Annotated in this window: 30 protein-coding genes and 2 tRNA genes; 15 read left to right on the top strand and 17 right to left on the bottom strand. The window is 64.9% G+C overall.

Annotated features, from left to right (window positions below):
* Positions 1-37: 37 nt before the first annotated feature.
* Positions 38-1,282, bottom strand: a complete 1,245-nt coding sequence (locus tag J2R76_RS03410) for an amidohydrolase family protein (protein ID WP_076831518.1) — start codon at positions 1,280-1,282, stop codon at positions 38-40.
* A 33-nt stretch (positions 1,283-1,315) separates the two neighbouring features.
* The gene (locus J2R76_RS03405) at positions 1,316-2,662 is read right to left on the bottom strand and encodes an MFS transporter (RefSeq protein WP_076831521.1); all 1,347 of its coding nucleotides are present in this window, start codon (positions 2,660-2,662) and stop codon (positions 1,316-1,318) included.
* 118 nt (positions 2,663-2,780) lie between these two features.
* On the opposite strand from J2R76_RS03405, the gene J2R76_RS03400 reads away from it, so the two are divergent.
* Together J2R76_RS03400 and J2R76_RS03395 are read left to right on the top strand one after the other, a co-directional pair.
* Complete coding sequence (locus tag J2R76_RS03400) at positions 2,781-3,707, top strand: LysR family transcriptional regulator (protein WP_076831524.1); 927 nt, start codon at positions 2,781-2,783, stop codon at positions 3,705-3,707.
* 165 nt (positions 3,708-3,872) lie between these two features.
* The gene (locus J2R76_RS03395; RefSeq protein ID WP_244558924.1) at positions 3,873-4,733 is read left to right on the top strand and encodes a sterol desaturase family protein; all 861 of its coding nucleotides are present in this window, start codon (positions 3,873-3,875) and stop codon (positions 4,731-4,733) included.
* Positions 4,734-4,773: 40 nt separating this feature from the next.
* Here J2R76_RS03395 and J2R76_RS03390 read toward each other — a convergent pair whose 3' ends face one another.
* Both J2R76_RS03390 and J2R76_RS03385 read right to left on the bottom strand, forming a co-directional pair.
* A complete protein-coding gene (locus J2R76_RS03390) occupies positions 4,774-6,009 on the bottom strand; it encodes a glycosyltransferase family 87 protein (RefSeq protein ID WP_253623748.1) in 1,236 nt (411 codons plus the stop codon).
* A gap of 445 nt (positions 6,010-6,454) precedes the next feature.
* Positions 6,455-6,540: transfer RNA gene (locus J2R76_RS03385), tRNA-Tyr, on the bottom strand.
* A gap of 308 nt (positions 6,541-6,848) precedes the next feature.
* On the opposite strand from J2R76_RS03385, the gene rlmB reads away from it, so the two are divergent.
* On the top strand, positions 6,849-7,673 hold the full coding sequence (rlmB, locus tag J2R76_RS03380; RefSeq protein ID WP_076831529.1) for a 23S rRNA (guanosine(2251)-2'-O)-methyltransferase RlmB: 825 nt from the start codon (positions 6,849-6,851) through the stop codon (positions 7,671-7,673).
* A gap of 60 nt (positions 7,674-7,733) precedes the next feature.
* Here the strand turns inward: rlmB and J2R76_RS03375 are convergent, their stop codons facing one another.
* The 3 genes from J2R76_RS03375 to J2R76_RS03365 form a co-directional block, all read right to left on the bottom strand.
* On the bottom strand, positions 7,734-8,156 hold the full coding sequence (locus J2R76_RS03375; protein ID WP_194295396.1) for a hypothetical protein: 423 nt from the start codon (positions 8,154-8,156) through the stop codon (positions 7,734-7,736).
* Between the two features lie 95 nt (positions 8,157-8,251).
* Positions 8,252-8,725 (bottom strand): hypothetical protein, encoded by a 474-nt coding sequence (locus tag J2R76_RS03370; RefSeq protein WP_057019618.1) that lies wholly within the window; start codon positions 8,723-8,725, stop codon positions 8,252-8,254.
* A gap of 365 nt (positions 8,726-9,090) precedes the next feature.
* Positions 9,091-9,831 (bottom strand): urease accessory protein, encoded by a 741-nt coding sequence (locus J2R76_RS03365; RefSeq protein ID WP_057019619.1) that lies wholly within the window; start codon positions 9,829-9,831, stop codon positions 9,091-9,093.
* 194 nt (positions 9,832-10,025) lie between these two features.
* Between J2R76_RS03365 and J2R76_RS03360 the strand changes: the two genes are divergently transcribed.
* From J2R76_RS03360 to J2R76_RS03315, 10 genes are all read left to right on the top strand, one after another.
* The gene (locus J2R76_RS03360; RefSeq protein ID WP_057019620.1) at positions 10,026-10,466 is read left to right on the top strand and encodes a hypothetical protein; all 441 of its coding nucleotides are present in this window, start codon (positions 10,026-10,028) and stop codon (positions 10,464-10,466) included.
* A gap of 162 nt (positions 10,467-10,628) precedes the next feature.
* Positions 10,629-10,703, top strand: a tRNA-Thr gene (locus J2R76_RS03355).
* Between the two features lie 22 nt (positions 10,704-10,725).
* Entirely contained in the window at positions 10,726-11,079 is a 354-nt protein-coding gene (locus J2R76_RS03350; RefSeq protein WP_057019621.1) for a hypothetical protein, read from the top strand.
* Between the two features lie 213 nt (positions 11,080-11,292).
* Positions 11,293-11,550 carry a hypothetical protein gene (locus tag J2R76_RS03345; RefSeq protein ID WP_076831532.1) on the top strand — a complete coding sequence of 86 codons (258 nt, stop codon included), beginning with the start codon at positions 11,293-11,295 and terminating at the stop codon, positions 11,548-11,550.
* Positions 11,551-11,564: 14 nt separating this feature from the next.
* Positions 11,565-11,798 (top strand): hypothetical protein, encoded by a 234-nt coding sequence (locus tag J2R76_RS03340; RefSeq protein WP_143271129.1) that lies wholly within the window; start codon positions 11,565-11,567, stop codon positions 11,796-11,798.
* A gap of 68 nt (positions 11,799-11,866) precedes the next feature.
* Positions 11,867-12,112 (top strand): hypothetical protein, encoded by a 246-nt coding sequence (locus tag J2R76_RS03335; protein ID WP_076831538.1) that lies wholly within the window; start codon positions 11,867-11,869, stop codon positions 12,110-12,112.
* 175 nt (positions 12,113-12,287) lie between these two features.
* A complete protein-coding gene (locus tag J2R76_RS03330; protein WP_057019624.1) occupies positions 12,288-12,476 on the top strand; it encodes a hypothetical protein in 189 nt (62 codons plus the stop codon).
* 55 nt (positions 12,477-12,531) lie between these two features.
* Positions 12,532-12,711, top strand: a complete 180-nt coding sequence (locus J2R76_RS03325; RefSeq protein ID WP_076831540.1) for a hypothetical protein — start codon at positions 12,532-12,534, stop codon at positions 12,709-12,711.
* A 48-nt stretch (positions 12,712-12,759) separates the two neighbouring features.
* Entirely contained in the window at positions 12,760-13,080 is a 321-nt protein-coding gene (locus tag J2R76_RS03320; protein WP_244558925.1) for a hypothetical protein, read from the top strand.
* A gap of 134 nt (positions 13,081-13,214) precedes the next feature.
* Positions 13,215-13,748, top strand: coding sequence for a hypothetical protein (locus tag J2R76_RS03315; RefSeq protein WP_076831546.1), 534 nt, complete (start codon positions 13,215-13,217; stop codon positions 13,746-13,748).
* 35 nt (positions 13,749-13,783) lie between these two features.
* On the opposite strand, the gene J2R76_RS03310 is transcribed toward J2R76_RS03315, so the two are convergent.
* From J2R76_RS03310 to J2R76_RS03300, 3 genes are all read right to left on the bottom strand, one after another.
* On the bottom strand, positions 13,784-14,944 hold the full coding sequence (locus J2R76_RS03310) for a DUF2652 domain-containing protein (RefSeq protein ID WP_076831548.1): 1,161 nt from the start codon (positions 14,942-14,944) through the stop codon (positions 13,784-13,786).
* Between the two features lie 101 nt (positions 14,945-15,045).
* A complete protein-coding gene (locus tag J2R76_RS03305; protein ID WP_057019629.1) occupies positions 15,046-15,894 on the bottom strand; it encodes an alpha/beta fold hydrolase in 849 nt (282 codons plus the stop codon).
* Positions 15,891-16,259, bottom strand: coding sequence for a hypothetical protein (locus tag J2R76_RS03300; protein ID WP_076831550.1), 369 nt, complete (start codon positions 16,257-16,259; stop codon positions 15,891-15,893). Before J2R76_RS03300 ends, J2R76_RS03305 begins: the two co-directional genes overlap by 4 nt.
* A gap of 510 nt (positions 16,260-16,769) precedes the next feature.
* On the opposite strand from J2R76_RS03300, the gene J2R76_RS03295 reads away from it, so the two are divergent.
* Entirely contained in the window at positions 16,770-17,021 is a 252-nt protein-coding gene (locus J2R76_RS03295) for a hypothetical protein (protein WP_076831552.1), read from the top strand.
* A 65-nt stretch (positions 17,022-17,086) separates the two neighbouring features.
* On the opposite strand, the gene J2R76_RS03290 is transcribed toward J2R76_RS03295, so the two are convergent.
* The 4 genes from J2R76_RS03290 to J2R76_RS03275 all read right to left on the bottom strand — a co-directional run bounded on the left by J2R76_RS03290 (position 17,087) and on the right by J2R76_RS03275 (position 19,685).
* Positions 17,087-17,326 (bottom strand): DUF6719 family protein, encoded by a 240-nt coding sequence (locus J2R76_RS03290; RefSeq protein WP_057019632.1) that lies wholly within the window; start codon positions 17,324-17,326, stop codon positions 17,087-17,089.
* A gap of 303 nt (positions 17,327-17,629) precedes the next feature.
* On the bottom strand, positions 17,630-18,346 hold the full coding sequence (locus J2R76_RS03285) for an outer membrane protein (protein WP_057019633.1): 717 nt from the start codon (positions 18,344-18,346) through the stop codon (positions 17,630-17,632).
* Positions 18,347-18,707: 361 nt separating this feature from the next.
* The gene (locus tag J2R76_RS03280) at positions 18,708-19,133 is read right to left on the bottom strand and encodes a hypothetical protein (RefSeq protein WP_076831559.1); all 426 of its coding nucleotides are present in this window, start codon (positions 19,131-19,133) and stop codon (positions 18,708-18,710) included.
* Positions 19,134-19,364: 231 nt separating this feature from the next.
* The gene (locus tag J2R76_RS03275; protein ID WP_063790156.1) at positions 19,365-19,685 is read right to left on the bottom strand and encodes a His-rich protein BRANT; all 321 of its coding nucleotides are present in this window, start codon (positions 19,683-19,685) and stop codon (positions 19,365-19,367) included.
* A gap of 283 nt (positions 19,686-19,968) precedes the next feature.
* Between J2R76_RS03275 and J2R76_RS03270 the strand changes: the two genes are divergently transcribed.
* The gene (locus tag J2R76_RS03270) at positions 19,969-20,517 is read left to right on the top strand and encodes a lipopolysaccharide assembly protein LapB (RefSeq protein WP_057019636.1); all 549 of its coding nucleotides are present in this window, start codon (positions 19,969-19,971) and stop codon (positions 20,515-20,517) included.
* A 181-nt stretch (positions 20,518-20,698) separates the two neighbouring features.
* On the opposite strand, the gene J2R76_RS03265 is transcribed toward J2R76_RS03270, so the two are convergent.
* The 3 genes from J2R76_RS03265 to J2R76_RS03255 form a co-directional block, all read right to left on the bottom strand.
* Positions 20,699-20,977: a hypothetical protein gene (locus J2R76_RS03265; RefSeq protein ID WP_057019637.1), complete on the bottom strand. Its 279-nt coding sequence runs from the start codon at positions 20,975-20,977 to the stop codon at positions 20,699-20,701.
* A 146-nt stretch (positions 20,978-21,123) separates the two neighbouring features.
* On the bottom strand, positions 21,124-21,873 hold the full coding sequence (locus J2R76_RS03260; RefSeq protein WP_076831565.1) for a cation transporter: 750 nt from the start codon (positions 21,871-21,873) through the stop codon (positions 21,124-21,126).
* Between the two features lie 151 nt (positions 21,874-22,024).
* The gene (locus J2R76_RS03255; protein WP_057019685.1) at positions 22,025-22,327 is read right to left on the bottom strand and encodes a copper-binding protein; all 303 of its coding nucleotides are present in this window, start codon (positions 22,325-22,327) and stop codon (positions 22,025-22,027) included.
* Position 22,328 lies beyond the last annotated feature (1 nt).

Raw genomic sequence — 22,328 nt, 5'->3', positions numbered from 1 at the left:
CAGAAATCGTATCGATTCAGCCTACCCCCTTCCCGCCCTACCCGTCCAGCCGGTCGACCTCGGCCTTGCCGGCCTTCATCACCAGCAGGATGTGCTCGCCTTGGCCGAGCAGGCAACCCACGTCGCGCAGCGGGTTGCCCTCGACTACCAGCAGGTCGGCGAACGCCTCCGGCGCGATGCGGCCGAGCTTGCCTTCCATGCCGAGCACCTCGGCGCCGATGATGGTCGCGCTGGCGATCACTGCCTGCGGGCCGATCAGCTCGGCGCGGATCCGGAACTCGTCGCTCTGCAGCCGCTGCGACGGTCCGAGCAGATCGGTGCCAAATCCCATCTTGACCCCGGCCTCGCGATAGATTGCAAGCGAGCGCAGCCCGGCGTCGCGAACGTCGGCGATCTTGGCGACGCTCGCCGCAGGCAGGCCGTACTTCGCGCCCTCATTGGCCAGCGCCTCGTAGGTGACCAGGGTCGGCACCACATAGGCGCCCTGCTCGGCCATCAACCGCGCGGTCGGAAGGTCGATCAGATTGCCGTGCTCGATGGTGCGCACGCCGCAGCGTATTGCCCGCTCGATCGCCTCCGCCGTGTAGGCATGGGCCAGCACATAGGTGTGCCGCGCTCTCGCCTCCGCGACGATGGCGCGGATCTCGTCCTCGGAATAACCGTAGGCGCCGATCGGATCGGTCGGCGACGCAACGCCGCCGGACGCCATGATCTTGATCTGGTCGGCGCCCATCTGCAGCTCCTCGCGCACCGCCTTGCGCACCGCATCGACGCCGTCGACGACGCGCGCGATCGCGCCGACCCGCACGCAGCAGGAGCAGGTCGGGTCGGCCAGATAGTCCGAGCGGGCGCGCCCGTCGCCGTGGCCGCCGGTCTGGCTGAGCGCGCGGCCGGAGACGAACAGCCGCGGGCCATCAGTGAGACCGGTGTCGATCGCCTGCTTCAGCGCATAGCCGGCGCCGCCGGCATCGCGCACGGTGGTGAAGCCGCGCTTCAGCATGCCGCGCAACAGCATGGTCGAGCGCAGCGTCACCAGCACGTTGGCCATCCGCGCCTGCTGCGACAAATCGAGCTCGACCGCGACCGCATGCACATGCAGGTCGATCAGGCCGGGCATCAGCGTCTTGCCCTTGAGGTCGATGACCCGATCGGCGGAAGCCTCGATCGGCCGATCGGACACTTCCTTGATCAAGCGGTCCTCGACCAGCACGTGGTGTCCTTCGAGCAGATCGGAGCGCAGGGGATCGAGCAGCGCGGCATTCTTGAAGAGGATGGTGGACATGAAAGGTCTCCTGTCAGCGCGTAGCTCGTATGATCACGCGGCTTCGCTTGCGATGTCTTCCAGCGACCGGCCGCGCGTCGGCACGCCCATCAGCACGACGGTCAGCGCGCCAATCAGGAGAACGGACGTGGTGACGCCGAACACGCCGGCAAAGCCGAAATTCGGATAGAGGTAGCCGACCAGGATCGGCGCTGCGATCGCGCCGATCCGGCCGATCGCGGAGGCAAGCCCGGCACCCGTGGTCCGGATCGATGTCGGAAACACTTCGGCCGTGTAGGCATAGACGCCGGCATAGGTGCCGTTCATGAAGAACGACAGCAGCAGGCCGGCCGCCATGATCTCCGCATCGCTCTTGGCAAAGGCGAGCCCGAGCGCGCTGGCGCCGCCGAGCAGCATATAGGTCGCAATCGTCGCCTGCCGTCCGATCCGCTCATTGAAAAAAGCGGCGGTGAAATAGCCCGGCACCTGCGCGCAATACATCGCGAGCGAATAGCCAAAACTCTTGGTGATGCTCATGCCGTTCTGCACCAGCAGGCCGGGAATCCAGACGAAGAAGGAATAGTAGCTGAAGGTGATCGACAGCCACATGATCCAGGTCATGGTGGTGATGCGCGCCTGCCGGCCGGCGAGCAGCGCGGCAAAATTGCTCACCAGCGTTCCCGACGAGGCGACTGGCGCGGCTACCGCCGGCGGCAGCGCGCGGCCCTCGCGCGCGAAGCCGGCCTCGATCCTGTCGAGCACCGCTTCGGCCTCCTTCGCCCTGCCCCGGCTTTCCAGCCAGCGCGGCGATTCCGGCAGCGATCTCCGCCACCACAGCAGCATCACGACAGGCACGGCGGTGATGACGAGCACGATGCGCCAGCCGTTCTCATAGGCGGGCACGATGAAATAGCCGAGCAAGGCGGCGGCGACGAAGCCGAACGAGAAGAAGCCCGCCAGCGCGCCGGTGAAGGCGCCGCGGTAACGCCGCGCCACGAACTCGGCGAGGTAAGGCGCGATGATCGCGCTCTCCGCGCCGGTGCCCATGCCGGCGACGACGCGGGCGGCAAAGAACGCCGGCCAGCTATCCACCGCCGCGCTGACCAGCGAGGCCGCGCTGTAGAGCGCGAGCGCCGACATCATCACCGCGCGGCGGCCGATCAGGTCGCCCAGCGTCCCCGCGAGCAGCGCGCCGAACAGATAACCGACGAAGGTGCTGCTGCCGAGCACGCCGGTCTCGACATTGGTCAGCCCCCAGGCGGTGCGGAGCACCGGCAGGATGAACGCCAGCACGGCGGCATCCATCGCGTCAAAGAGATAGCCGAGGCCGCCCATCAGCAGCAGGTGCACGTGGAACCGCGCGAACGGCAGGCGCTCGATGCGCGCCGAGATCATCGACATGAAAGTCCCCCCTCGCCCTGCGGCGGCACGCGCCACAGGGTCAGCCGGGGAATGATAGACAAACCAACATTATCCGAATAATTTATAATCGTTATCTGGCACATCACCCTTGTGAATATTGCTCGTGTCCTTCCGCACGCTCGACCTCAACCTGCTGAAAGTCTTCGAGGCGCTGATGACCGAGGGCAGCGTCACGCGCGCCGCCAGCGCGCTGACCATGACGCAGCCCGCGGTCAGCAACGCGCTCGCGCGGCTGCGCGACGCGCTGGGCGATCCCCTGTTCGTGCGCAGCTCGAGCGGGATCCGCCCGACGCAGCGCGCCGTGGCGCTGTGGCAGCCGATCGGCGATGCCCTTGAACATGTCCGCCACGCCCTCGATGAGGACGCCTTCGATCCGCGACAGACCCAGGCCGAATTCATCCTGTCGATGTCCGACTACGTGGCCTCGCTGGTGATGCCGCGGCTGCTCAACCGCTTCAGTGAAGTGGCGCCGTCCGCGCGCATCCACACCGTGCCCAACACCATCCTGGAGATCGGCGACCGGCTCGAGGACAACCGCGTCGATTGCGTGCTGAGCGTCTATGTCAACGAGGCGCAGCAGCCGCCGGCCGTGATCCGCTCACGCTCGCTGTGGACCGTCGAATATGCCTGCATGATGCGGCGGGACCATCCGCTGGCCAGGCAGAAGCGGCTCAACACGCGGAGCTTCCTTGCCGCCAAGCATGTCGATGTCAGCCTCGCCGGCAAGACGCTGCCGACCTACGACCAGTTTCTCGCCTCGCGCGGGCTGTCCCGCAATCTGGTCGCGACCGTCAACCACTACAATGCCGCCTACGAGATCGTGCGCCAGTCCGACCTGATCGCCGTGCTGCCGCGCGATCTCAACGCCCAGTCCCGCCACGCGCCCCATCTGCACGCCATGCCGGTGCCGCTGCCGGCGCCGCCGCGCATCGTCAGCCTGTTCTGGCACCAGCGCAACGACACCGTCCCCGCGCAACGCTGGCTGCGCGAGACGCTGGTGGAGATGTTCGCAAGGATGGAGTGACGCGGTGGGATTGGGGCATGCGGACGAACCCGGCTCCCGGACACCGGTGATCCCCGTAGCGGCACGGGGATGCTGATTAACGCTCCCACAACCCGGGTTTGGTTTCCGATTGACGGCATCGGGGACCGGGGTGGTAGGCTGTCGCCATTTCATGTGGCCATTTGAATGCGCGAGTTATTGGAACAATATCAGCTTTTGCTGGCGCCCTTGATCTTCGTGCCGTTCGAGCAACTCTTTGCAGCGAGGCAGCAGAAGATCTTCAGGCGTGGTCTTTCGACCGATATGGCCTTCCTGTTGCTCAACGGCTGGCTGGTGTTCGTCGGCGTGACCGCGATCATCGCACTGGCGACGCTGGTCAATCAATCGATTCTGCCCTCGGCCGTCAAGCAGGCGGTCAGCGATCTCCCGTATTGGGCTCAGGCGCCCATCGCGATCGTGATCGGGGATCTCGGCATCTACTGGACCCACCGCATCCTGCATGTCGTGCCTGCCATGTGGCGCATCCATGCCGTTCATCACGCCGTCGAAGAGCTGGACTGGCTCGCCGCGATCCACCAGCACCCGCTTGACGTGACCTTCATGAAGGTTGGTTCGCTGTTTCCGCTGTTCGCGCTCGGTTTCTCCGCGGAGGCGATCGGGACCTATCTTGCGATCTACTACTGGCAGTCCTGGCTCGCGCACGCCAACGTGCGCCTGGGCTACGGCCCGCTACGCCACGTCCTGGTATCGCCGGAGTTTCATCACTGGCACCACAGCAGCGAGCAGGAAGCCAGGGACAAGAACTACGCCGGGCTGTTCTCGTTCTACGATGTGCTGTTCGGCAGCCTCTATCTTCCGGAAGGGCAGAAGCCGACGGCATTCGGCGTCGATCATCCGATGCCCACGAGATACCTGGCGCTTTTGGCCTATCCATTTTTCGCCTGGGCCTCGATGCTCAAGCGCGACGATCCGTCGGGCACCAGGCGCCCGGTTGGCGCGGAGGCTGTGCCCGGCACGGCAACGCCGCCGGCGCACCAGGACGGCTGATCGTGATGATCTTCGCCGCGGACTGTTCGCGATCAGGACACTAGCCTCCAACGGTTGCAGATTTTCGCAATCCCTCGCCTGTAGCTGTCTCGCCGGCCTCTTGCCGGTATCTCGTCCAGATCAGCGCGATCACGGTTGCGCACATCATGGGGCCGAGAGGCGTGCGCACGAACGGGAAAGCGTATCCCAATACGAAGACGACGCTGACAGCGATCCGGAAGGCGCTTCGACCCGAACGCGACGCGAGGCGGCCCGCGCTGGCGTTCATGAGAAAGAGCAACGCGACCACCAGGATCGGCATATCGTAGATCGCGAAGTAAGGAGAAATCAGCGGCGTTGCCGCCAGCAGGCTCGCGGCCTTTACGGCGAAGCTGACATGGCTGCGCCAAATGATCAGCACCCCGATCGCAACTACCGATGCGATGGCGACGTGGACCGCCATCGCCAAACCGTAGCCAAGGCCGGCGTCTCTCAAGAGCCCGTACACACTCTGCAGTTTGTACCATGGCAGCGCGCCACTGAGGTGGAATTGCGTCGTGGCGAAGGTGGCGGCGGCGCGGAATCCATCGAAGGTATCCCAACCGAAGATCAGCCCGGCGAGCAGCAGGAGGACCGGAATCACCAGAGAGGCGGTGATGACGACGCGCCAACGTCCGGTGGCGATCAGCACGAAGGGAAGCAGCACGCCATACTGAGGTTTGAAGATGAGCAGCGCGATCAGGATTCCACTGAGAAGCGGACGCCTGTCCAATGTCAGCAGGATGCCGCCGAGCAGCGATGCGGCGAGCAGTGCGCTTTGGCCGGAAATGAAGTCGTAGAATACTGGCGGAGCAGCGAGTGCCAGCAGCAGCGCGGCGGAGCGCGGCCGGATGGCATGAACGACGAGCAGCCAGCAAGACAGCTTCGCTGCGCTCCAGACCCAGAACGCGATCGGAAACGGCAGCAGCGCCAGCGGCGCCACAACCAGGAAAAACACCGGCGGATAAAAGAACGGAACCGGTACCTGATCGTAAGGATACGGAGCGTGATTGAGGGATTGCAGCCGGAGAACAAGTTGCTGATGCAGCTGCTCCCAATCGTAGGCCGCCGCCGCATGGCCTTCGAGCGCCATCGCGCCCGCGCCCCAGAAACATGAAAAATCGATTCCGGCCTGGCCGCCACCACCGACAAATGCCGGTATCGAAACCAGGATCGAGACCCCGAGCAAGACAGCGCAGGCAACCATCAGCGCCGGGTCATCTCCTGCAGAAGCGTCCCAGTGCAAAATTTTCTTCATATCCTCTGAAACGGCTCAATCATGAAATGGCGCAATCTACCATTGCACTCGCGGGCCGAGCAACGGAACGCCGGCGGCGGCTGGAGCTGTTTGCGCGGATAGGGTGAAGAAGCGGGTGTCGAATGGATGAGCGGGCTGTGGCCTAGCTTCGCTCACGTCGCTACGATGGAGTTTTCCGGGCTTGCCGAGCCGTGGGTCGCGAAGCGCCTCATGCCTCGCCGATACAGACCGCCGTCGCCCTTCGGGCTATGGCGTGGCAGCCTTCACTCACTTCGCTACGATGGAGTTTTCCCGGCCTGCCGAGCCGTCGCTCGCGAAGCGACTCATGCCTCGCCGATACAGCCCGCCGTCGCCCTTCGGGCTATGGCGTGGCAGCCTTCGCTCACTTCGCTACGATGGAGTTTTCCCGGCCTGCCGAGCCGTAGCTCGCGAAGCGAGCGAAGGCTGGTGGGGGAGGCAGGACTCGAACCTGCGAAGCCATGAGGCGGCTGATTTACAGTCAGCTCCCTTTGCCACTCGGGACACTCCCCCGTCCAACAGCATCAGACCGGCCGCGCGAGTGGCGGCGGACCGGTCATCGAAATGACGCTGATAACCGGCCGACCCGAAGCGGGTGCGCGGTCGGGCGCGTTTATGGGGGAAGGCGGTCCCCAAAGTCAACCAAGCCAGCCATCTAATTGGGATACTTTTGCAGGCTCGGGCGATCTCTGTTCCAAAGTCGTGAGTCTTGCGGCTAGTTTCTTGTTTTGTCGCGTTTTCTTCACGCGAACCGGACCCCACTTCGCTCGAAAACGCTGTGTAAAATTGCCAACATTCGGGAGCCGTGACACAAGCCTCACATGAGCGATCGCGACCGCAAACCCAATTTCCGAGGCAAGGGCGGTAAACCCTTCCAAAAAGGGCCGAAATTCGGCCGCCCGCCGGCCCGGCGGGAACGCGAATCCGGTTCCGACGGGCCGGTGATTCTGTACGGCTGGCACACCGTGTCGGCGGCGCTTGCCAACCCCGACCGCCATATCCGCAAGCTTTACCTCACCGAGAACGCGGCCAAGCGCCTCGCCGACGAAGACATCGCGACCCGCGTCACCCCCGAGATCGTCCGGCCCAGCGAGATCGACCGGCGCCTCACCCCCGATGCGGTGCATCAGGGCCTCCTGGCGGAGGCTGATCCCCTGCCCTCGCCCGGCATCGACACGCTGGCGCTGGAGGGCATCGTGCTGGTGCTCGACCAGATCACCGATCCGCACAATGTCGGCGCCATCCTGCGCTCGGCCGCGGCGTTCGCGGTGAAGGCGATCGTCACCACCGCCCGTCACAGCCCGGAGGCGACCGGCGTGCTGGCGAAGTCCGCCTCCGGCGCGCTCGAGTTGGTGCCTGTTGTCACCGTGCAGAACCTGGCGCGCGCGCTGAACGAGTTGAACGAGCGCGGCTTCCAGACCGTCGGCCTCGACAGCGAGGGGACCGAGGATCTCGGCAAGGCCGCGCTGCAAGCGCCGCTCGCGCTGGTGCTCGGCGCCGAAGGCAAGGGCTTGCGGCAATTGACGCGCGAGACCTGCCGCCTCGTCGCCCGCCTCGACATGCCCGGCGAGATCAAGAGCCTCAACGTGTCGAACGCCTGTGTGCTCGCGCTCTATATCGGCGCCAGCCGGCTCGGGCTGATGTGAACGACAAACGCCCGCTCGCGTGACGCGAACGGGCGCTGATGTCTCGAACTGACGATCGGATCAATAGTAGCGGCGCAGCACCGGATGGCCGTAGCGGCCGTAGCGATAGCCGTAGTGCGAACGATAGCCGTAGTGATGGCGGTAGCCGTAGTGACGGTAGCCATAGCGGCGATAGCCGTAATACGGGCGGCCGTAACCTTCGCGGTAGTACGGGCGCGGTGCCCAGTTGCCCGGACCGGTGTAGGTCGGTCCCTGGTTGACGTAATAGTATTGCTGCGCCGCGCTGGGATAAGCGGCATCCGGGTCGGGCAGACGTTCGACGGCGCCGTAGCCGTAGCCGCCATAGTAGCCACCGCCGCAACCACCGCAGCCGTAATTCACGACGGGCGCGGAATAGCCGCAAGGGTTGAAACCGCACGCCATTGCGGGCGCGCTCAGCATGACGGCCACCGCCGCAATCAGTCCTTTGATCATTTGACGCATTACTCTCTCCTGTAGGTCTCTCTGTTCGTCGCGTAGCTCTTGATGGCTATTCAGGACCCCCGTTTCGCGGGGCTCTTGATTTCGGGCAGTCGATGTCAGAATCCTCGGGGTCGCGGTGGCCGCGGGAACGGGCGCGGCAGCGGCCGCGGCCCGTTGAACTCCGGCGCGTAGATCACCGGCGGCGGATCGACCGGCACGTTGGACTGTGCCGGCAGCGGAGCCGATTCCGCCCCCCACGATTGATGGTAGCTCTCGGCCGGCTTGGGCAGGCGGCGGTTGGCCGGCGGCTCGATCTCGAGGCGGCCGTAACCCGGCATGCGGCCGAGGCTCGGATAATAGTGGCCGACATTTGGCTGGGGATCGATCGGGCGGCCGCCATAGACGGTCGGCACCATCGACTCGTTGCGAGCGAGCCCCATCGCGCTTTCGACCACGGCGTAGGAGGCGTCGACGCCGTTAATGATGATCGGCACGCCGGGCCGCACCGGCACGACAATGTCGAAGCCGCCGCCGGCCAGCGCCGTCGAGCTCATCGCAGCCAATATCGCCAGCGCAAGACTTGCGCGCATGTTCACCCAGCGTCCCGAATTGTTCCACCACAACCTAATCCAACGGCTTGGCGGAAGGGTTAAGGACGCCGGCCAAACTGCCGGTAAGCCTAACGCGTAAGCATCGGCATCCGGTCAATGCGGCCGTGCGGAATCAGAAATCGTTAACGGGCGCCGAAGTGCCCTCTCTCCCCGTTCTTACGGGGAGAGGGTTGGGGTGAGGGGCTCCGCGGATACGGTGATAGCTACGTTTACGGAGAGTCCCCCTCACCCGGAACGCATCTGACGATGCGTTCCGACCTCTCCCCGCACGCGGGGCGAGGTGACGCAGACTCTGTCGCTCAAATCGACGCAACGTCATCTTGCTTCGGGAAGCCGCCTACCCGTCAGGTGAAGGCGTTCTCGACGATCGCGTGGACGCCGATCGCGATCGTGACCGCGCCGACCGCCATTTGCAGGCCGCGATTGGCCCAGGTCAGCCAGCGCGCCGAGGCTGCGAGCGGCACCGCGATCACGCTGGACAGCACGCCCATGCCGATCATGGAGCCGATGCCGAACAGCGCGACATAGCCGAGCCCGATCACCGGACTTGGGGCCTGCGACACCGTCAGCACCAGGAGCGCCGCCGAGCCGGCCATGCCGTGCATCAGGCCGACCAGGAGCGTGCGCCAGCGGAAGCCGTGCGCATGGCTGTGCGCGGCGCGGACGTGCGGCACGGTGGACGCACGCGCCACGGTGGACGCAAGCGCCACGGTGGATGCGGCTTCACCGGCATGGCTGTGGGCGTGGAAGTGCGTCGTGCCGTCGCCGTGCGAATGGGTGTGGAAGTGCACGCGGTCGCGCCACAGCCGCCACCACACATGCGCGCCGAGGCCGACCAGCATGATACCGACCGCGGTCTCGATCGGCTGTGCGACCGTTTCCGGGATCGCGCGCCCGAGCAGGATCGCGGCGCCGGCAAAGATGAACAAAGTGAGCGTGTGGCCAAGTCCCCAGGTCAGCCCGTGCTTGACGATGTCACCGACATGGCTGCGGCGGGCCGCGATGCTCGATACCGCCGCGATATGATCCGGCTCCAGCGCATGCTGCATGCCGAGCAGAAAGCCAAGACTCAAAATTCCGAACATCAATCCCCCGCGTCGGCACCGACATCAGTCCGTTCACCGCTGTACACGCAATTCTCGTCAAAGGCAGCATGCTCCGGAACGCATCATGCGCACGAGCCTGGTGAACTTCACACTGCTTTGAACACAGGGCAAGGCCGCGCTGGAACAGGCGCGGCACCGCGAGATTAGCTCTCGACGACGAGAGGAGATTTCGCATGACACAATTCAAAATCCTCGGCGCAGCAGCCCTGCTCGCCTCGGCGCTGGCGAGCCCGGCGATGGCGCAACAGACGATCGGCACCCCCGCGCGCTGCTCGAACGCCTGGCCGGACGCCCGATGCCAGGCGACGGCACCGGCCACCACCCGCACCGCCTATCACCAGCGCATCGATCGGCGGGACCGAGGCTGGCAGGGCAGCTACAACCGCTATGACCCCGGCCCGTTCGCGCCTGTCGACGCCGCGGCCCGCGTGGCCGGTGGCGTCGTCGGCGGCGCGGTCGGCACGGCGGCTGCGGTCGCCACCGCCCCGTTCGGCGGCCCCGACTATGCCCGCGCCCCGATCGGCGGCGCCGAATATGCCCGGCAAAACGGCTTTGTCTGCACCCCCGGCACCTGGTTCCGCGGCAGCGACGGCCGCCAGCATCCCTGCCAGTAGCTCAGCTGACTAGGCCGACGGCGCAAAAGGCGGCCCGCGGGCCGCCTTTTGCTGTCGGGCCGACACGGGGGCGCGATCGCTTCTCGCCTGCTCGGTTCAAGCCTTGGTTCTGGCTCTGGCGCGCCAAGTCTGCTATTCGAGCGCGCAAATCATTCCCAATTCGCCGGCTTAGCTCAGCGGTAGAGCAGCAGTTTTGTAAACTGAAGGTCGGGGGTTCAATCCCCTCAGCCGGCACCAATTGGCTTGGATTTCCGCTGGCTTGGATTTCCGCCATCTGGCCGCCGCGACACAGCTTCAGTCTGCCGAGATCGACCGTCGACCGCAGCAGCCCCGCCAGCTCGCAGGCGAATACGGCAGTTCCGAGCATGGGGAAGCGTGCTTCGACGCTGCAGCGCTGTCCAGAGCATGCTTCTTCGAAGCCGACGCCGAAGCAGTCCGCTGCTGCAAATCCCTTGATGACCCCGTGAACGCCGACCGTCCTGCGGCCGATGCTGCCTTCAAACCGAAGTGCCTGGGCATCGCGTCCTCCATCAGATATGCGCGGCCTACCGCCGCGTCGTTCCCGGTGCGATTCGAACATGTCGTCGCGATTCAATCAAAGCGCATCGCCTGATTGCCCACAATGTACAGAGCGAGCCGTAGTATTCCGGTCGCCGGGAGTGCCACGTCGTCGATCGCGCTCACCGCTAGCCAATGCAACGACCCTGCGCTTCGCAATGTTTTGCAGGAAGCGCTAGCGAGAACGTTGAGTCATCTCGCAACGACTACTTGTGATTTTGTTCCCGCTGGCTATTGTTCCGGCACTTTCATCTTTGGGAATTTCCGAATGAAGATTGCTTTCTGCACCGCGATTGTCTTGTCCACACTGGCCGTCGCTCCGGCGAGCGCCAGGGAGCGCAATGACAGCCCTCACTCCCAGGCCTGCATGGCCAAGAACGGCTTCAATCTCGACATGTGGCGCGCGCACTCCGCAGGCACCGACGCGCAGGTCCTGAGATACATCCAGTGTCGGGATCGGGTGTCCGCAGCACAGGCCAAGGCGATCGGCATTCGCGACCATAACTTCAGCGCGGGCTATCGATGATGCTCGAGGGTGAGATGAGAATCGGACTCGCCCTCGCTTTGCTTGCCATCGGCTGCATCCCGGCAAGCGCCGCAGGCTGGACCTGCTCCGCCCCGGGTCTGATCTCGGGGTCGTACGATGGCGGCGATAGTGCCTATATCCGTCTCACCGGCTTCCCGAACGGCAACAACTATCCTGTCGCGAAGAAGGGCAGCCGGGCCACCGGCACGACGAAGAACGGCACCCGCTTCGTCTGCACCCAACGCTAAGGCACATCGCCAATCCTGATCGGCCTGAAATTATCGCCGACCAGACTTCACCATTTTGAGGAATCACCATGAGATTGCTGATCTTGCTCGCAACTTTCGCCGCCACCATTTCGGCGGCCACCGCCGAAACCGCTGTCGAGCGCCAATGCGCGTCGGGCAAATGCACCTGCACCTACATCGCGTCGACCTGCAAGACCTGGAATCGCACCCATGGCGGCGACCTCGCCATCTGCGACAGCTACCGCGAGAGCTGCCTGCAGAGCGGCCGGTGGGACGACAGGAACCGCCACATCGACGTGGTGGTGAAGCGCTGAGGCAGTTCGCCCTTTCCGAACCGGCGCTGCGCCGCAGGGCCGGTTCGGAAAGCCGCTGCGACACTCCCCTGGCAGGAATCGTGGGATCCTTCCCGTAGGATCACCCATCCCTCGCCTTGCTTCTGTCCTTGCGGCCCCAAACGGGGTATGCAGAATGCGGGGTGGGACTCTGCCAATGACCTATTTGATCCTTGCCCGAGATGGCACCAGCCGAATCGTGCTGAAGCGCGACAGCGAAGACGCGGCCGAGAAGAAGGCTCGCGAGCTGAAGGAGATGGGCTGGTTCGAAGTCGAGGTCCGCGAGGACAAGACGGCGCCGGTCACGTCGGCTCCCCCGGCGGATCGTCCACCGACGCTGCAATGACGCCTTGATGAACCTTTGCCGGGTGGCCCTTACAGATATGTGAGGAGCCGCCACCATGTCCGACACAGCACATTACCGCTTCCAATCCGATCAGGCGCGACGGCTGGCCCGACAGGTGACCGACGCCGCGGTGCGCGACAAGTTGCTCGAAATGGCCGAGGAATATGGCCGCTACGCCGACCTGATCGAGGCCCGCAGCATCGAGCGGGTACCCGCCGCGATGGCGGCCCATTAGGCTGGCCCCCGCCCCGTTCCGGACGGCTTACCGGTTCGTCCTCTCCTGATGCTCGTCCTCAAGGTGAGGCCAAATCCGCTCGACAACGCCCTGAGGATTTGTTCGGAACGTTATGCCCTTTCACGCGATTTTCCTCGCATGAGGGTCCGCGAATCCGACCGCAATTTGCTGCTTCTGGGCACGTTCACGCTGCTCAGCGTGGCCGCGGCCGGCCTCGTCGCCCTGCTGGATCCGGCACCCGCGCCGGCGAACCCCGCGCTGCGACCGCCTGCGAATCACGCGTCGGCATCGGATCAGGGATTGGCCCAGACCCCGGTCCGGATCGTCGGTACCCCGTTCGTCCCGAACACCAATCCCCGTCAACGCTGACCGTCCACGCCCGCGCGGCGTGTCACAATTATGTCACCGCGCCTACCAAACAGGCGTCTTCGTCAACCATCATGATGGCGAGCGCTTGATTCCGCGCGGTTGCTTTGCTGGAATCCGCGCGCTCAGGGTGCGCCATGAAGTGGATGAAAGAACGCGATCTCCTGATCGCGCAGACAATGGCTTTCGTACAGTCGGTGAAGGGCAAGCTGCCCGACGCCGAGCTTCCGGCGCCTGCCTCACGGACGGCGGCGGCGCCTGCCGCCCAGCCGACCGCCACGCCGCCTGCCGCTACACCTGCCCCCGCCGCCGCGTTGCCGATCGCCGCTGAACAGGCCTTGGCCGAGGCGGTCGCCACGCTCAGCGTCAAGGCTGAGGTGCGGGCTGCGGTCGTACCGCCTCCGCTTCCGGCGCCGACCGTGATCGAGGGCCTGCCCCCCGCTCCGTCGCCTTTGGCGGTGACGGTCGTCGAAGTTCCGCCTCAACCGGCGCAGCTGCCGCACTTTGCCAGGCTCGACATCAGCGGCGACTTCGGATCCGAGGTGCGGGAGCGGGTTGCGAATTTCCGCGCCCAGCAGCAGCGCTTCCTGAAGGAGCGCGAGGAATATTGCACCACGACCATGGCCAAGGTCCGCGCTGCGATCGACGAGCTGCCGCGCTCGGGCAAGTAACGCAGCCCCATTAGACCCGGACCGTGCGTTGGGCATCAGCCGCGCACGCCCGACTTCACCGGCTCGGTCAGGAAGCGTCCGCTCGATCGCGTCAACGCCGGCTCCTCCACTGCATCGAGGGCAGGCTGCTTCCCTTCCAGCATGGATCGCAAGCCGGCGATCGCCTTGGTCATGCGTTCGGCGTATTTCACTGCGGCGCCGTCGACGAACTCTCGATCCTTTGGTTTAGGTTTGGCGACCCGCAGCTCCAGATGCGTCATTCCGTTTGGACCGTCCAGAACGGCGCGAGTCATCACGATCCGCGGCGCGCCGGGAATCGGAAGCGTGATGCCCACCGTGAAATAATCGGGCGGGCGCCAATCGAGCATCTCCTCAACGACGGTATGGTTGCCGTGCATGCAGTGGTTCCTGGTGCCGGGACCGCGTCGTCCCTTGCCGGAATCCTCGACGATGGTGTCGGCGTCCCACCATTTCTGCCATTGCCCGGGCACGGTGAAAAACTCCCAAACCGTCTGCCGCGGCGCGGCGATGTCGAATTCCAGCATGACGTAGGCATCGTCGCGCGTCACCTGCATCCGGGTTTGCGCGTCTTCCTGCCGCCACGCCGCTTCCAGATCGCGCGCCCACAGCGTCACGTCGCCGATGACGTCGATGGTTTCGCGATGGGCGATGAGACCCTGCGCGACCGGATCGACACCCATCGCGCGGATGGCCGCGTCGCTGTAGAGCGCGTAGGCGCGCCCGCCGATCTTCTCAGCAACCGTGTTCTTGAGCAGCCGGTGGACCAGAATGACGTCGCGCCCGGCGAGCTCCTCCCTGCCGCCCATCTTCTGCTTCACCATCTCGCCATGATGGATAACGAACTTGAAATCGAGATCGCCCATCGCGACGCAGGCCTGACACTCGCAAGTCGAGGCCTGGCGCACGCTGCGCAGGCGCCGGCGGAATTTGAAATAGGCGCCCTCGATCGCGTCCTGCAGCAGCGAGCCGTCGATCGTCTCGGCGGTGGTGTAGACGAACGCGGCGTCGCCTTCGAACTTGGCGAGGCGGAACGGCGGGCGCAGCGCTTTCACCACCGTATCCATGAAATCGGCGATGATATCCTGCGCATGGTCGAGCTCGACCGCCGCGAGGAAGTTGGTATAGCCGGAGATGTCGGCAATCGCGAAATAGGCCGCTTCAGCCTTCGGAAGCATGGGGACCTCCTGCGCAACCGGTTCACGCCCAATCGGGCGGACGCGCAGTCTGTCATACCGCGCCGCCCGAGGTCGAGGACCAAAGCAACCCTGGGCGTGCGCTAGCGGCCGCCGATCTTCTCCAGCACCGGCAGCAGGTGCGTGAGAAACTCGCCCGGATTCTCGCTCATCGGGAAATGGCCGAGGCCCTTCATGATGGTGGCCTCAGCTCCCGCAATGCTGTTCGCCACCGCCAGCGTCTCTTCCGGCGTGCAGGAATAGTCGTACTCGCCCGACAACAGAAACAGCGGGCAACGTCTGGTGTCGATCTCGGCGACGCGGGCCCGGATGTCGCCGTCGACCTTGTAGAAATAGAGGTCGCCCTTGAACACGCCGGGCCCGCTCTGCATGTAATGCCACAGCGTCTCCCACCGCTCCTTGTCGGGCGCGTCGGGGCCGACGAGGCCCGAGACGATGGCGGCGGCGACCTCGCCGCCATGCACGTCCGGCCGGTGCAGGAAGTTCAGGTCGTAATAGGGATCGACATGCGCGCCGGCCTGCAGGCCGATGATGGCGCGGAAACGTTCGGGATGCTCGAGCGCGAGATGCAGCGCGATCCGGCCGCCGATCGAGCAGCCGATCACGATCGGCCTGTCGAGGTCGAGCGCGTCCATCACCGCCAGGATCATGGTCGTATATTGCGCGGAGGTGAGCTGGTACTCCTCGTCGTGCCAGCCCTGCGGCGGCGACGACTTGCCGTGCCAGGGCATGTCGAAGGCGATGACGCGATGGTTGCGCGTGACGCGCGCATCGTTCATCAGGCCGCGATATTGCCGCCCGTCCGCGCCCGCGGTGTGCAGGCAGAGCAGCGGCGTGCCCTCGCCCGCCTCCTCGACATAGACGCGGTGGGCCCGGCCGAACAGCTCCAGATGCATGTAACGGCCGACGATCGGTTCGAACCTGGCGCTCATGCGGCCACTCCCTCGCGGCGCAGCTTGCCGAGCGCCTCCTTGAAGTAGCGCAGGTTCGCCATGAAGATCTGCAGCTCGCCCTCAGCCTTCAGCACGCGGCGCTTGATCAGCGCCATCAGGTCGTTCGAGCCCGGCGGCGGCCGCTTTTCGCAGAACCGGTCCCACTCCGCCTGCGAGGTGCGCAGCGCAAACGACGACGAGGGCATCACGAACGGGCCCTTCGTCACCGCGACGATCCGGCCCTCATGGATCGCGATCAGCCAGGCGGCCGCGCCGATCTCGAGCAGCAATGTCGTGGTGAGGTAGCGGCCGCGCCGCACCAGGCCGGCGTCGCCGTTGACCCGTTCCTTCAGCGTGTCGATCATATCAGCTCCCCCCGATCGCGGCCCGTCCGCGCAGGGCGCGGCGGGCGCTTGTTCTGCCGGCAATGATGGGAGGAATGCCGGTGCCGTCAATCGCCAGCGGCGCCGCGCGGCTCCGGCGTTTTCGCGTGGCCGCCACATACAGATTTTGGCGAGAGCCGGGTGATCTAAAGCCAGGATATCTAAAGCCAGGACCAGACCAGCGCCACATTGGCGGCGCAGGCCGCGAGCAGCGCAACCGCAAGCGCGAGCTGCACGCGTTCGTAAGGGGGCTGGTGGATTGCTCTCATGGGCCGGAGCATCCGGCGATTCTACCCGGAGAGTCCCGGGGATTCTTTTTTCGGGGGTTTACCACCCGTTAAGGACTCAAGGCCCTTCCGCGAAAGAACCGAAATGACTCATATTTTCAGATGCTTGCCGCGGATGCTCGCTCACGGTTCCGTGATCGGAACGGCGATATTGCCTGAAACCCAAAACGGGGGCTGGCGTTGTCGGTTGTTTGGGGAACGACGAATGCCGTACGCGCTGTTTTATCAGGACGCCAAGCTGAGCAAGGCCTACCCGACCGAGGCGGATGTCTGGACACTGGCCAGGAAATCCGGCTTGGTGGTGGATGCCATCTCCGGAGAGGAGGAGTCCGCGCCGCGCCCGGTGCTGGATAACGACTACGAAATCCGGCCCTGTCAGCTCGAGCCGAACGAGGATCCGGCCAAGAACAAGGCCGATGCCGATCGCGAAGCACGCCTGGAGCCGCGGTTGAACTGATCAGACGGCAGGCTGGCCGGCGCGCAGCGGCGGGCCGAGGATGCAATCGGTACGGTCGCCCGCGCCTACGGCGTGGCCGTCGCCAGCGAGGCCTGTTCGGCGGCGACCGAAACGCAAATCTTCCGCCGATGCAGACCCCGGATCGCGCCGGTCACCTTGAGCACCTTGCCAGCCGAGCAGGACGCATCCTGCACGAACACGACCTCATAGGGCGCGAGCGCCAGGGGTTCGGATTTGAGGATAGTCTGGGCAAGGCACGGCACGGAGACCGCAGAGAGGATCAGCCCTAACGCAAAACTACGCATGTTCGTTTGTCCACCAGCCCGGCGATCGCATAATAGCGCAGCACGATGAAAGTTCCGTGCAATGCAGGAATTATTTTTTGCATTGCACGATCAGGCCTGAACATCAGGTGAATGTAGCGTCGTAGCCCGGATGGCGCGGAGCGAAATCCGGGACTTCCTTCGTCGGGTCGGCTGCCCCGGATTACACCGCGCTCCATCCGGGCTACGGGTTCACCGCATCCGTCGTCATTCCGGGGCGAGCGGCTGGCCAACAAAAAAGGCCGACCCGAAGGCCGGCCTTTCATTGATGCGATGAAGCCGCGATCAGTAGCGGGAGCCGACCGGGCCACCCCAGCCGAAGCGGTAGTTGACCCCGAGCTTGACGGTGTGCTCGTCGTTCCGGAAGCTCGTGCCGACGAGGTCGGCCGGGCCGCTGGTGAAGTTGGTCTTGCCGAAATTGTAGTACTGGTATTCGGCCTTCGCCGACCAGTTCGGGGCGAACATGTATTCGAGGCCCGCGCCGACCGTATAGCCGTCCTTGTGGCCGCCATCGGTGGTGAAGGACGCCGGCACGCCGCCGACCGACGCGGTGATGTTGTTGTTGTCGCGCCAGGCATAACCGCCCTTGGCGTAGAGCAGCGCCGGCCCCCAAGTGTAGCCGAGGCGGCCGGTCACCGAACCGATCTGGTCGGTATTGCCGGTCACCAGCGTTCCGCCCGGGAGCAGCACGCCATTGTTCGAGGAGCTGGGCAGCCAGGAATACTGCGCCTCGGCGCCCATCACCCAGTTCGGGGCGAACTGATAGTCGAAGCCGCCCTGCACGCCACCCATGAAGCGCGCGTCGCTGCCCATCAGGTTGTTGCCGTCGGTGAACGCGCCGCCGACATGGCCGCCGATATAGAAACCGGTCCAGTTGTAGACGACGGCGGGGGCGGTATAGGGCGGCGGTGCCTTGGTATAGGTGCGGGCCGGCATGTCAGCCGCAAACGCAGGGCCCGCAAGGGCGGCCAGCGCGACTGTGCCGAGCAAAAACTTCTTCATTTCTGATCCCCGTTACTAACGCTGCGCTGTAAAGCCAAACAACGTGACCTCAATTAGGTTGCTTTGGGGCAATGCCGCACCCGTGATGTTTCCGAGCTGTGACAGGGTCGCAACAACGCCCGTTTGTTCCCTGGCACAGAAGGTTTTTTTCACCGGTTAAGCAGCCGCATCTCGGCTGGATGTAAGTCGCAGACGGCTAAAGTGAAGTTCAACGCTCCCCGAAAAGTGATCGGAGTTCGCCAACGTTTCGATCAGGCTTGCGACAAGCCGCCGCGCAGAAGCGAGATCAGATCGCGCTCCTGCTTCTTGTTCGGGCATGATCCTTTCGGAAAAACCGCTTCACACTTTTCCGGATCATGCCTTAGCGCGGCATCTTTTCCAGTTCCGGAAATGCCGCGTAGGACGCGCCGGCGCAGGGCTCGGCGGGGTTGTCGAGGATGCGGTCGAGCCGGCCGTCGACAAACAGGACACCGCGCTCCCGGGCGGCGCGGTAATTGCCGTCGGTATCCTTCGCGCTGTAGCGCAGGCACACGACGTAGCGCAGCCGGCCGCCGACCGTACGCTGCGCCGGCTCGGCGATAGCAGCCTCGCGGACCCCGACCGGATTGTTCAGGTAGGTCCGCATGAAGGCTAGGATCTGGTCGCGGTTGCGGTCCGGGAACGGCTGGTTGGCGACGCCCCGGTCATCGGTGAAGGTGGTCGGCCCGCCGCCGTCGTCGCTGGTGAGGCAGCCGGCGAGCGGAAGCGAGAGCAGCAGGATGGCCGCCAGTTGTGATGAAATCCGCAAACGACGCTGTTCCCTGTGTCCCCGGAGGCCGTCTCATAGACTGCCGGGCGGCCGAAGGGAATTCGCAACTCGGTTATTCCTCGCCCGGGTTCACAACCGGAGCCAGACGCACTCCGGCCCGTCGCCATTGGGGAAGCAATGGACGGACGGGCCGGTTCTGCATCCAAAAGGCGCAGCGGGGCAATGTGGATCGAAACTACGCCCCTCGGATCAGATTCAACCGCGCTTGGGTCAGCCGCGTTTGGCCGGCGCGACGTGCTTGGTCGCGACCTTCGCGTGGACGTGCTTGGTCGCATGCTTCGGCGACTTCACCTTCAGCATGCCCATGTGCTTGTGGTGGCGGTGATGGCGATAGTGCTTGTGGTGCATCTTGGCGTTGGCGTTGCGCACCTTCGACGGCAGCTGCTCGCTCTTGATCACGGGAGCGGCCTTGGTTGCCGGGGCAGTCGTGGTCGCCGGCGCGGGCGTTGCGGCCTTGCCGGTCTCGACGGCGAGCGCGGGCGCTGCGATCACGGACATGGCGAGCAGCGCGGCGGAAATCGTCTTCAGCATGATGGTCCTCCTCGTCGGGATCGAGAGGTCTCCGGCCGGATGGTCGGCCTCACCGATCAATGCACGTGACCTTATGGGCCGCGCACTGAACCCGTTCTGAAGGACCCTGACGGACTTCATTCATGTGCATGACATCTCTGTCATGTTCTCCTCTCCGCCGGAAAAGCAGGATCACGCAATCGTGGGATCGGCCGGGAATGTTCTGCACCCCTGGGTGTTCAAGTCATCAGGCTTCGGTGTAGGATTACCGAGCACGATCAGGAACGATCAGGAGCAACCAGGAATGAGCAGGAAGACGAAGTTTTTGGGCCTCGCAGTGCTCTCGATGACGCTCGCCTCCGGGCCGGTCATCTCGGCCTACGCCGCGGGCAGCGACAATCCCTCGCCGCCGGCTTCCGACAGCGGCAGCAGCAAGGGCAAGAAGGCGAAGAAGGACAAGAGCTCCGCGATCGACGATCAGAAGTTCCTGGCCGGCTATCGCGCCGCCTACACCACGATCTACGACAAGCACGACTATACCGCCGCGATCGAGCAGCTGAAGGCGCTCAGCCAGGATGATCGCGCCGACGTCGCCAACCTGATCGGCTACTCCTATCGCAAGCTCGGCGACTACAAGGTCTCGCAGATCTGGTACGAGCGCGCGCTGAAGGCCGATCCGGCCCATGTCCGCACCTGGCAGTATTACGGCCTCTGGCAGGTCGAACAGGGCAACCGCGATCAGGCGCAGTACCACCTGAACCGCATCGCCCAGCTCGCCGGCACCAACAGCGACGAATATCGCTCGCTCGCCGCAGCGCTGGAGAAGCCCCCGGGCACCGGCCTGGTTTACTGAGTTAAGGCAACCGCTTCCTACATCGAGCCGGCGTGGTCACGACGACTGCGCCGGCTTTTTGCTGCGCCGTAGGATGGGTGGAGCGCAGCGAAACCCATCCTGCTTCCGCGCGGATCAGAGGTGATAGGTATCGCTTCGCTCCACCCATCCCACGGATCAGCATAATCGTTACGGATGGAGATTACGGATAATGCTCGAGGCGACGATCGGGCTTTTGCGGGCGGCTCGCCCCCACTGTGTTGCCCGCGGCGCCGGCATCCGGCTTGGCCGGACGCGCGGCCTTCTCGACCGGCGGCCCGCTGTTGCCGGTCTTCTTGGCGCTGTTCAGCGCCTCGCCGGTGGTGGTCACGTTGGCGGCCTGCCCGGCCCCCGCCGAGCCGGCCGAAGGGCCGGAGCTTTGCGCCAACACGGTTCCCGATAGCACCAATGCCGCCATCAGTATTGCCGCGTTGATTGTCATGGAGGGGGCCTTCTGCGCTCGAATGATGCACAGCAACGCGCCGCTGCCACGGACGTTCCCCCGGTGCCATGATTTAAGGTAAATGCGCGGCAAATTTCCGCCTTGGCGCGGCCTGTCGCAGGAAGCACCGGGCGTTTGCGGCTTCCTCAGCCATGCGCTGCTGACGGGCTGCGTAGCGCCGCCTCGCGATATTCGGCCCATGCCTGCCGCAGGATTTGCACCGACGAGGTGAGGAATATCGTCGCCATCACGGTGGCGACGGCAAGGTCAGGCCAGGCCGAGACCGATCCCCACACGCCGAGAGCCGCCGCCATCACGATGAGATTTCCGATCGCGTCGTTGCGGGAGCAGAGCCAGACCGAGCGGACATTGGCATCGCCGTCCTTGTACGGCAGCAGAAGCAGAACCGAGCCTAGATTGGCCGCGAGTGCCAACGCGCCGATGGCGCCCATCACCTCGGCCTTCGGCACGCCGAGCACGAACGTCTGGTAGACAGTCGAGCCGAACACCCACAGCGCCATCAAGCTCAGCGACGCGCCCTTCAACAGCGCGGCGGAGGCGCGCACGCGCAGGCCGGCGCCGATCACCGCAAGGCTCAGTCCATAGGTGACCGTATCGGCAAGGAAGTCGAGCGCATCGGCCTTGAGCGCCTGCGATCCGGCAAGCTGACCCGCGATCATCTCGGTCAGGAACATCGCGCCATTGATGCCGATGACCGTCCAGAGCACGCGCCTGTAGCGCGGATCGAGACCATCAAAGACGGGAACGCCGCCCGAGCAGCCGCACGAATCGGCCGCGCGATCGCGGTCCCCTGCCCGCACGCCGGCCTTGACCGGCAGCGTCAGCGGCGGTGGTGCGCAGCATTCGGTCGTGTTCTGCCCGCAGCAATCGTTCATTGCTCGTCCTTGCAGACGACAGGATAAGGCCGGCCACGCAACGCGTTCAAGCCGATCCATCCGGAACAGCTCCGGCGATCATGCGTCGCGGGTTCAAGGGCTGCCGGCTGCGTTTAGCCGACAGCCCAACCGGTTGATGCGGGCCGTCGCCTCACTTCGCCTTCTGGATCGCGGTGACCGTGTAGCCGCCGTCGCCCTCCTGGGCCTCGAACCGGACCTTGTCGCCGACCTTGACCTGCTTCAGCAGCGCAGGATCCTTGACCCGGTAAACCATCGTCATCGGCTCGTCCATGCCAAGGCTCTTGGCCGGACCGTGCTTGAGCGTGATCTTGCCCGCGCCCTCGTCGATCTTCTTGACCTCGCCATTGATCGCGGCGGCCTGCGCGAGCGCCGCGCCCAAGGTCAGAGCCAGCGCGAATGCGCCGGCGCCGGCAAGTTGGATCATCCTGTTCATC

Source organism: Bradyrhizobium sp. USDA 4532 (assembly GCF_024171315.1).
GTDB lineage: Bacteria > Pseudomonadota > Alphaproteobacteria > Rhizobiales > Xanthobacteraceae > Bradyrhizobium > Bradyrhizobium australafricanum.
Note: the sequence above shows the minus strand (reverse complement) of the source record. Positions and strands in the feature narration are given on the sequence as shown.

Bases quoted from the DNA above. Each gene is read 5' to 3' on its own strand.
- J2R76_RS03305 (WP_057019629.1), bottom strand. From the start codon at position 15,894: ATGAGCGCCAGGTTCGAACCGATCGTCGGCCGTTACATGCATCTGGAG.
- J2R76_RS03335 (WP_076831538.1), top strand. From the start codon at position 11,867: ATGAGATTGCTGATCTTGCTCGCAACTTTCGCCGCCACCATTTCGGCG.
- J2R76_RS03345 (WP_076831532.1), top strand. From the start codon at position 11,293: ATGAAGATTGCTTTCTGCACCGCGATTGTCTTGTCCACACTGGCCGTC.
- J2R76_RS03320 (WP_244558925.1), top strand. From the start codon at position 12,760: ATGCTCGTCCTCAAGGTGAGGCCAAATCCGCTCGACAACGCCCTGAGG.
- rlmB (WP_076831529.1), top strand. From the start codon at position 6,849: ATGAGCGATCGCGACCGCAAACCCAATTTCCGAGGCAAGGGCGGTAAA.
- J2R76_RS03325 (WP_076831540.1), top strand. From the start codon at position 12,532: ATGTCCGACACAGCACATTACCGCTTCCAATCCGATCAGGCGCGACGG.
- J2R76_RS03365 (WP_057019619.1), bottom strand. From the start codon at position 9,831: ATGTTCGGAATTTTGAGTCTTGGCTTTCTGCTCGGCATGCAGCATGCG.
- J2R76_RS03300 (WP_076831550.1), bottom strand. From the start codon at position 16,259: ATGATCGACACGCTGAAGGAACGGGTCAACGGCGACGCCGGCCTGGTG.
- J2R76_RS03260 (WP_076831565.1), bottom strand. From the start codon at position 21,873: ATGAACGATTGCTGCGGGCAGAACACGACCGAATGCTGCGCACCACCG.
- J2R76_RS03310 (WP_076831548.1), bottom strand. From the start codon at position 14,944: ATGCTTCCGAAGGCTGAAGCGGCCTATTTCGCGATTGCCGACATCTCC.
- J2R76_RS03275 (WP_063790156.1), bottom strand. From the start codon at position 19,685: ATGCTGAAGACGATTTCCGCCGCGCTGCTCGCCATGTCCGTGATCGCA.
- J2R76_RS03410 (WP_076831518.1), bottom strand. From the start codon at position 1,282: ATGTCCACCATCCTCTTCAAGAATGCCGCGCTGCTCGATCCCCTGCGC.
- J2R76_RS03330 (WP_057019624.1), top strand. From the start codon at position 12,288: ATGACCTATTTGATCCTTGCCCGAGATGGCACCAGCCGAATCGTGCTG.
- J2R76_RS03295 (WP_076831552.1), top strand. From the start codon at position 16,770: ATGCCGTACGCGCTGTTTTATCAGGACGCCAAGCTGAGCAAGGCCTAC.
- J2R76_RS03285 (WP_057019633.1), bottom strand. From the start codon at position 18,346: ATGAAGAAGTTTTTGCTCGGCACAGTCGCGCTGGCCGCCCTTGCGGGC.
- J2R76_RS03315 (WP_076831546.1), top strand. From the start codon at position 13,215: ATGAAGTGGATGAAAGAACGCGATCTCCTGATCGCGCAGACAATGGCT.
- J2R76_RS03390 (WP_253623748.1), bottom strand. From the start codon at position 6,009: ATGAAGAAAATTTTGCACTGGGACGCTTCTGCAGGAGATGACCCGGCG.
- J2R76_RS03340 (WP_143271129.1), top strand. From the start codon at position 11,565: ATGAGAATCGGACTCGCCCTCGCTTTGCTTGCCATCGGCTGCATCCCG.
- J2R76_RS03395 (WP_244558924.1), top strand. From the start codon at position 3,873: ATGCGCGAGTTATTGGAACAATATCAGCTTTTGCTGGCGCCCTTGATC.
- J2R76_RS03360 (WP_057019620.1), top strand. From the start codon at position 10,026: ATGACACAATTCAAAATCCTCGGCGCAGCAGCCCTGCTCGCCTCGGCG.
- J2R76_RS03265 (WP_057019637.1), bottom strand. From the start codon at position 20,977: ATGACAATCAACGCGGCAATACTGATGGCGGCATTGGTGCTATCGGGA.
- J2R76_RS03255 (WP_057019685.1), bottom strand. From the start codon at position 22,327: ATGAACAGGATGATCCAACTTGCCGGCGCCGGCGCATTCGCGCTGGCT.
- J2R76_RS03375 (WP_194295396.1), bottom strand. From the start codon at position 8,156: ATGCGTCAAATGATCAAAGGACTGATTGCGGCGGTGGCCGTCATGCTG.
- J2R76_RS03370 (WP_057019618.1), bottom strand. From the start codon at position 8,725: ATGCGCGCAAGTCTTGCGCTGGCGATATTGGCTGCGATGAGCTCGACG.
- J2R76_RS03290 (WP_057019632.1), bottom strand. From the start codon at position 17,326: ATGCGTAGTTTTGCGTTAGGGCTGATCCTCTCTGCGGTCTCCGTGCCG.
- J2R76_RS03270 (WP_057019636.1), top strand. From the start codon at position 19,969: ATGAGCAGGAAGACGAAGTTTTTGGGCCTCGCAGTGCTCTCGATGACG.
- J2R76_RS03405 (WP_076831521.1), bottom strand. From the start codon at position 2,662: ATGTCGATGATCTCGGCGCGCATCGAGCGCCTGCCGTTCGCGCGGTTC.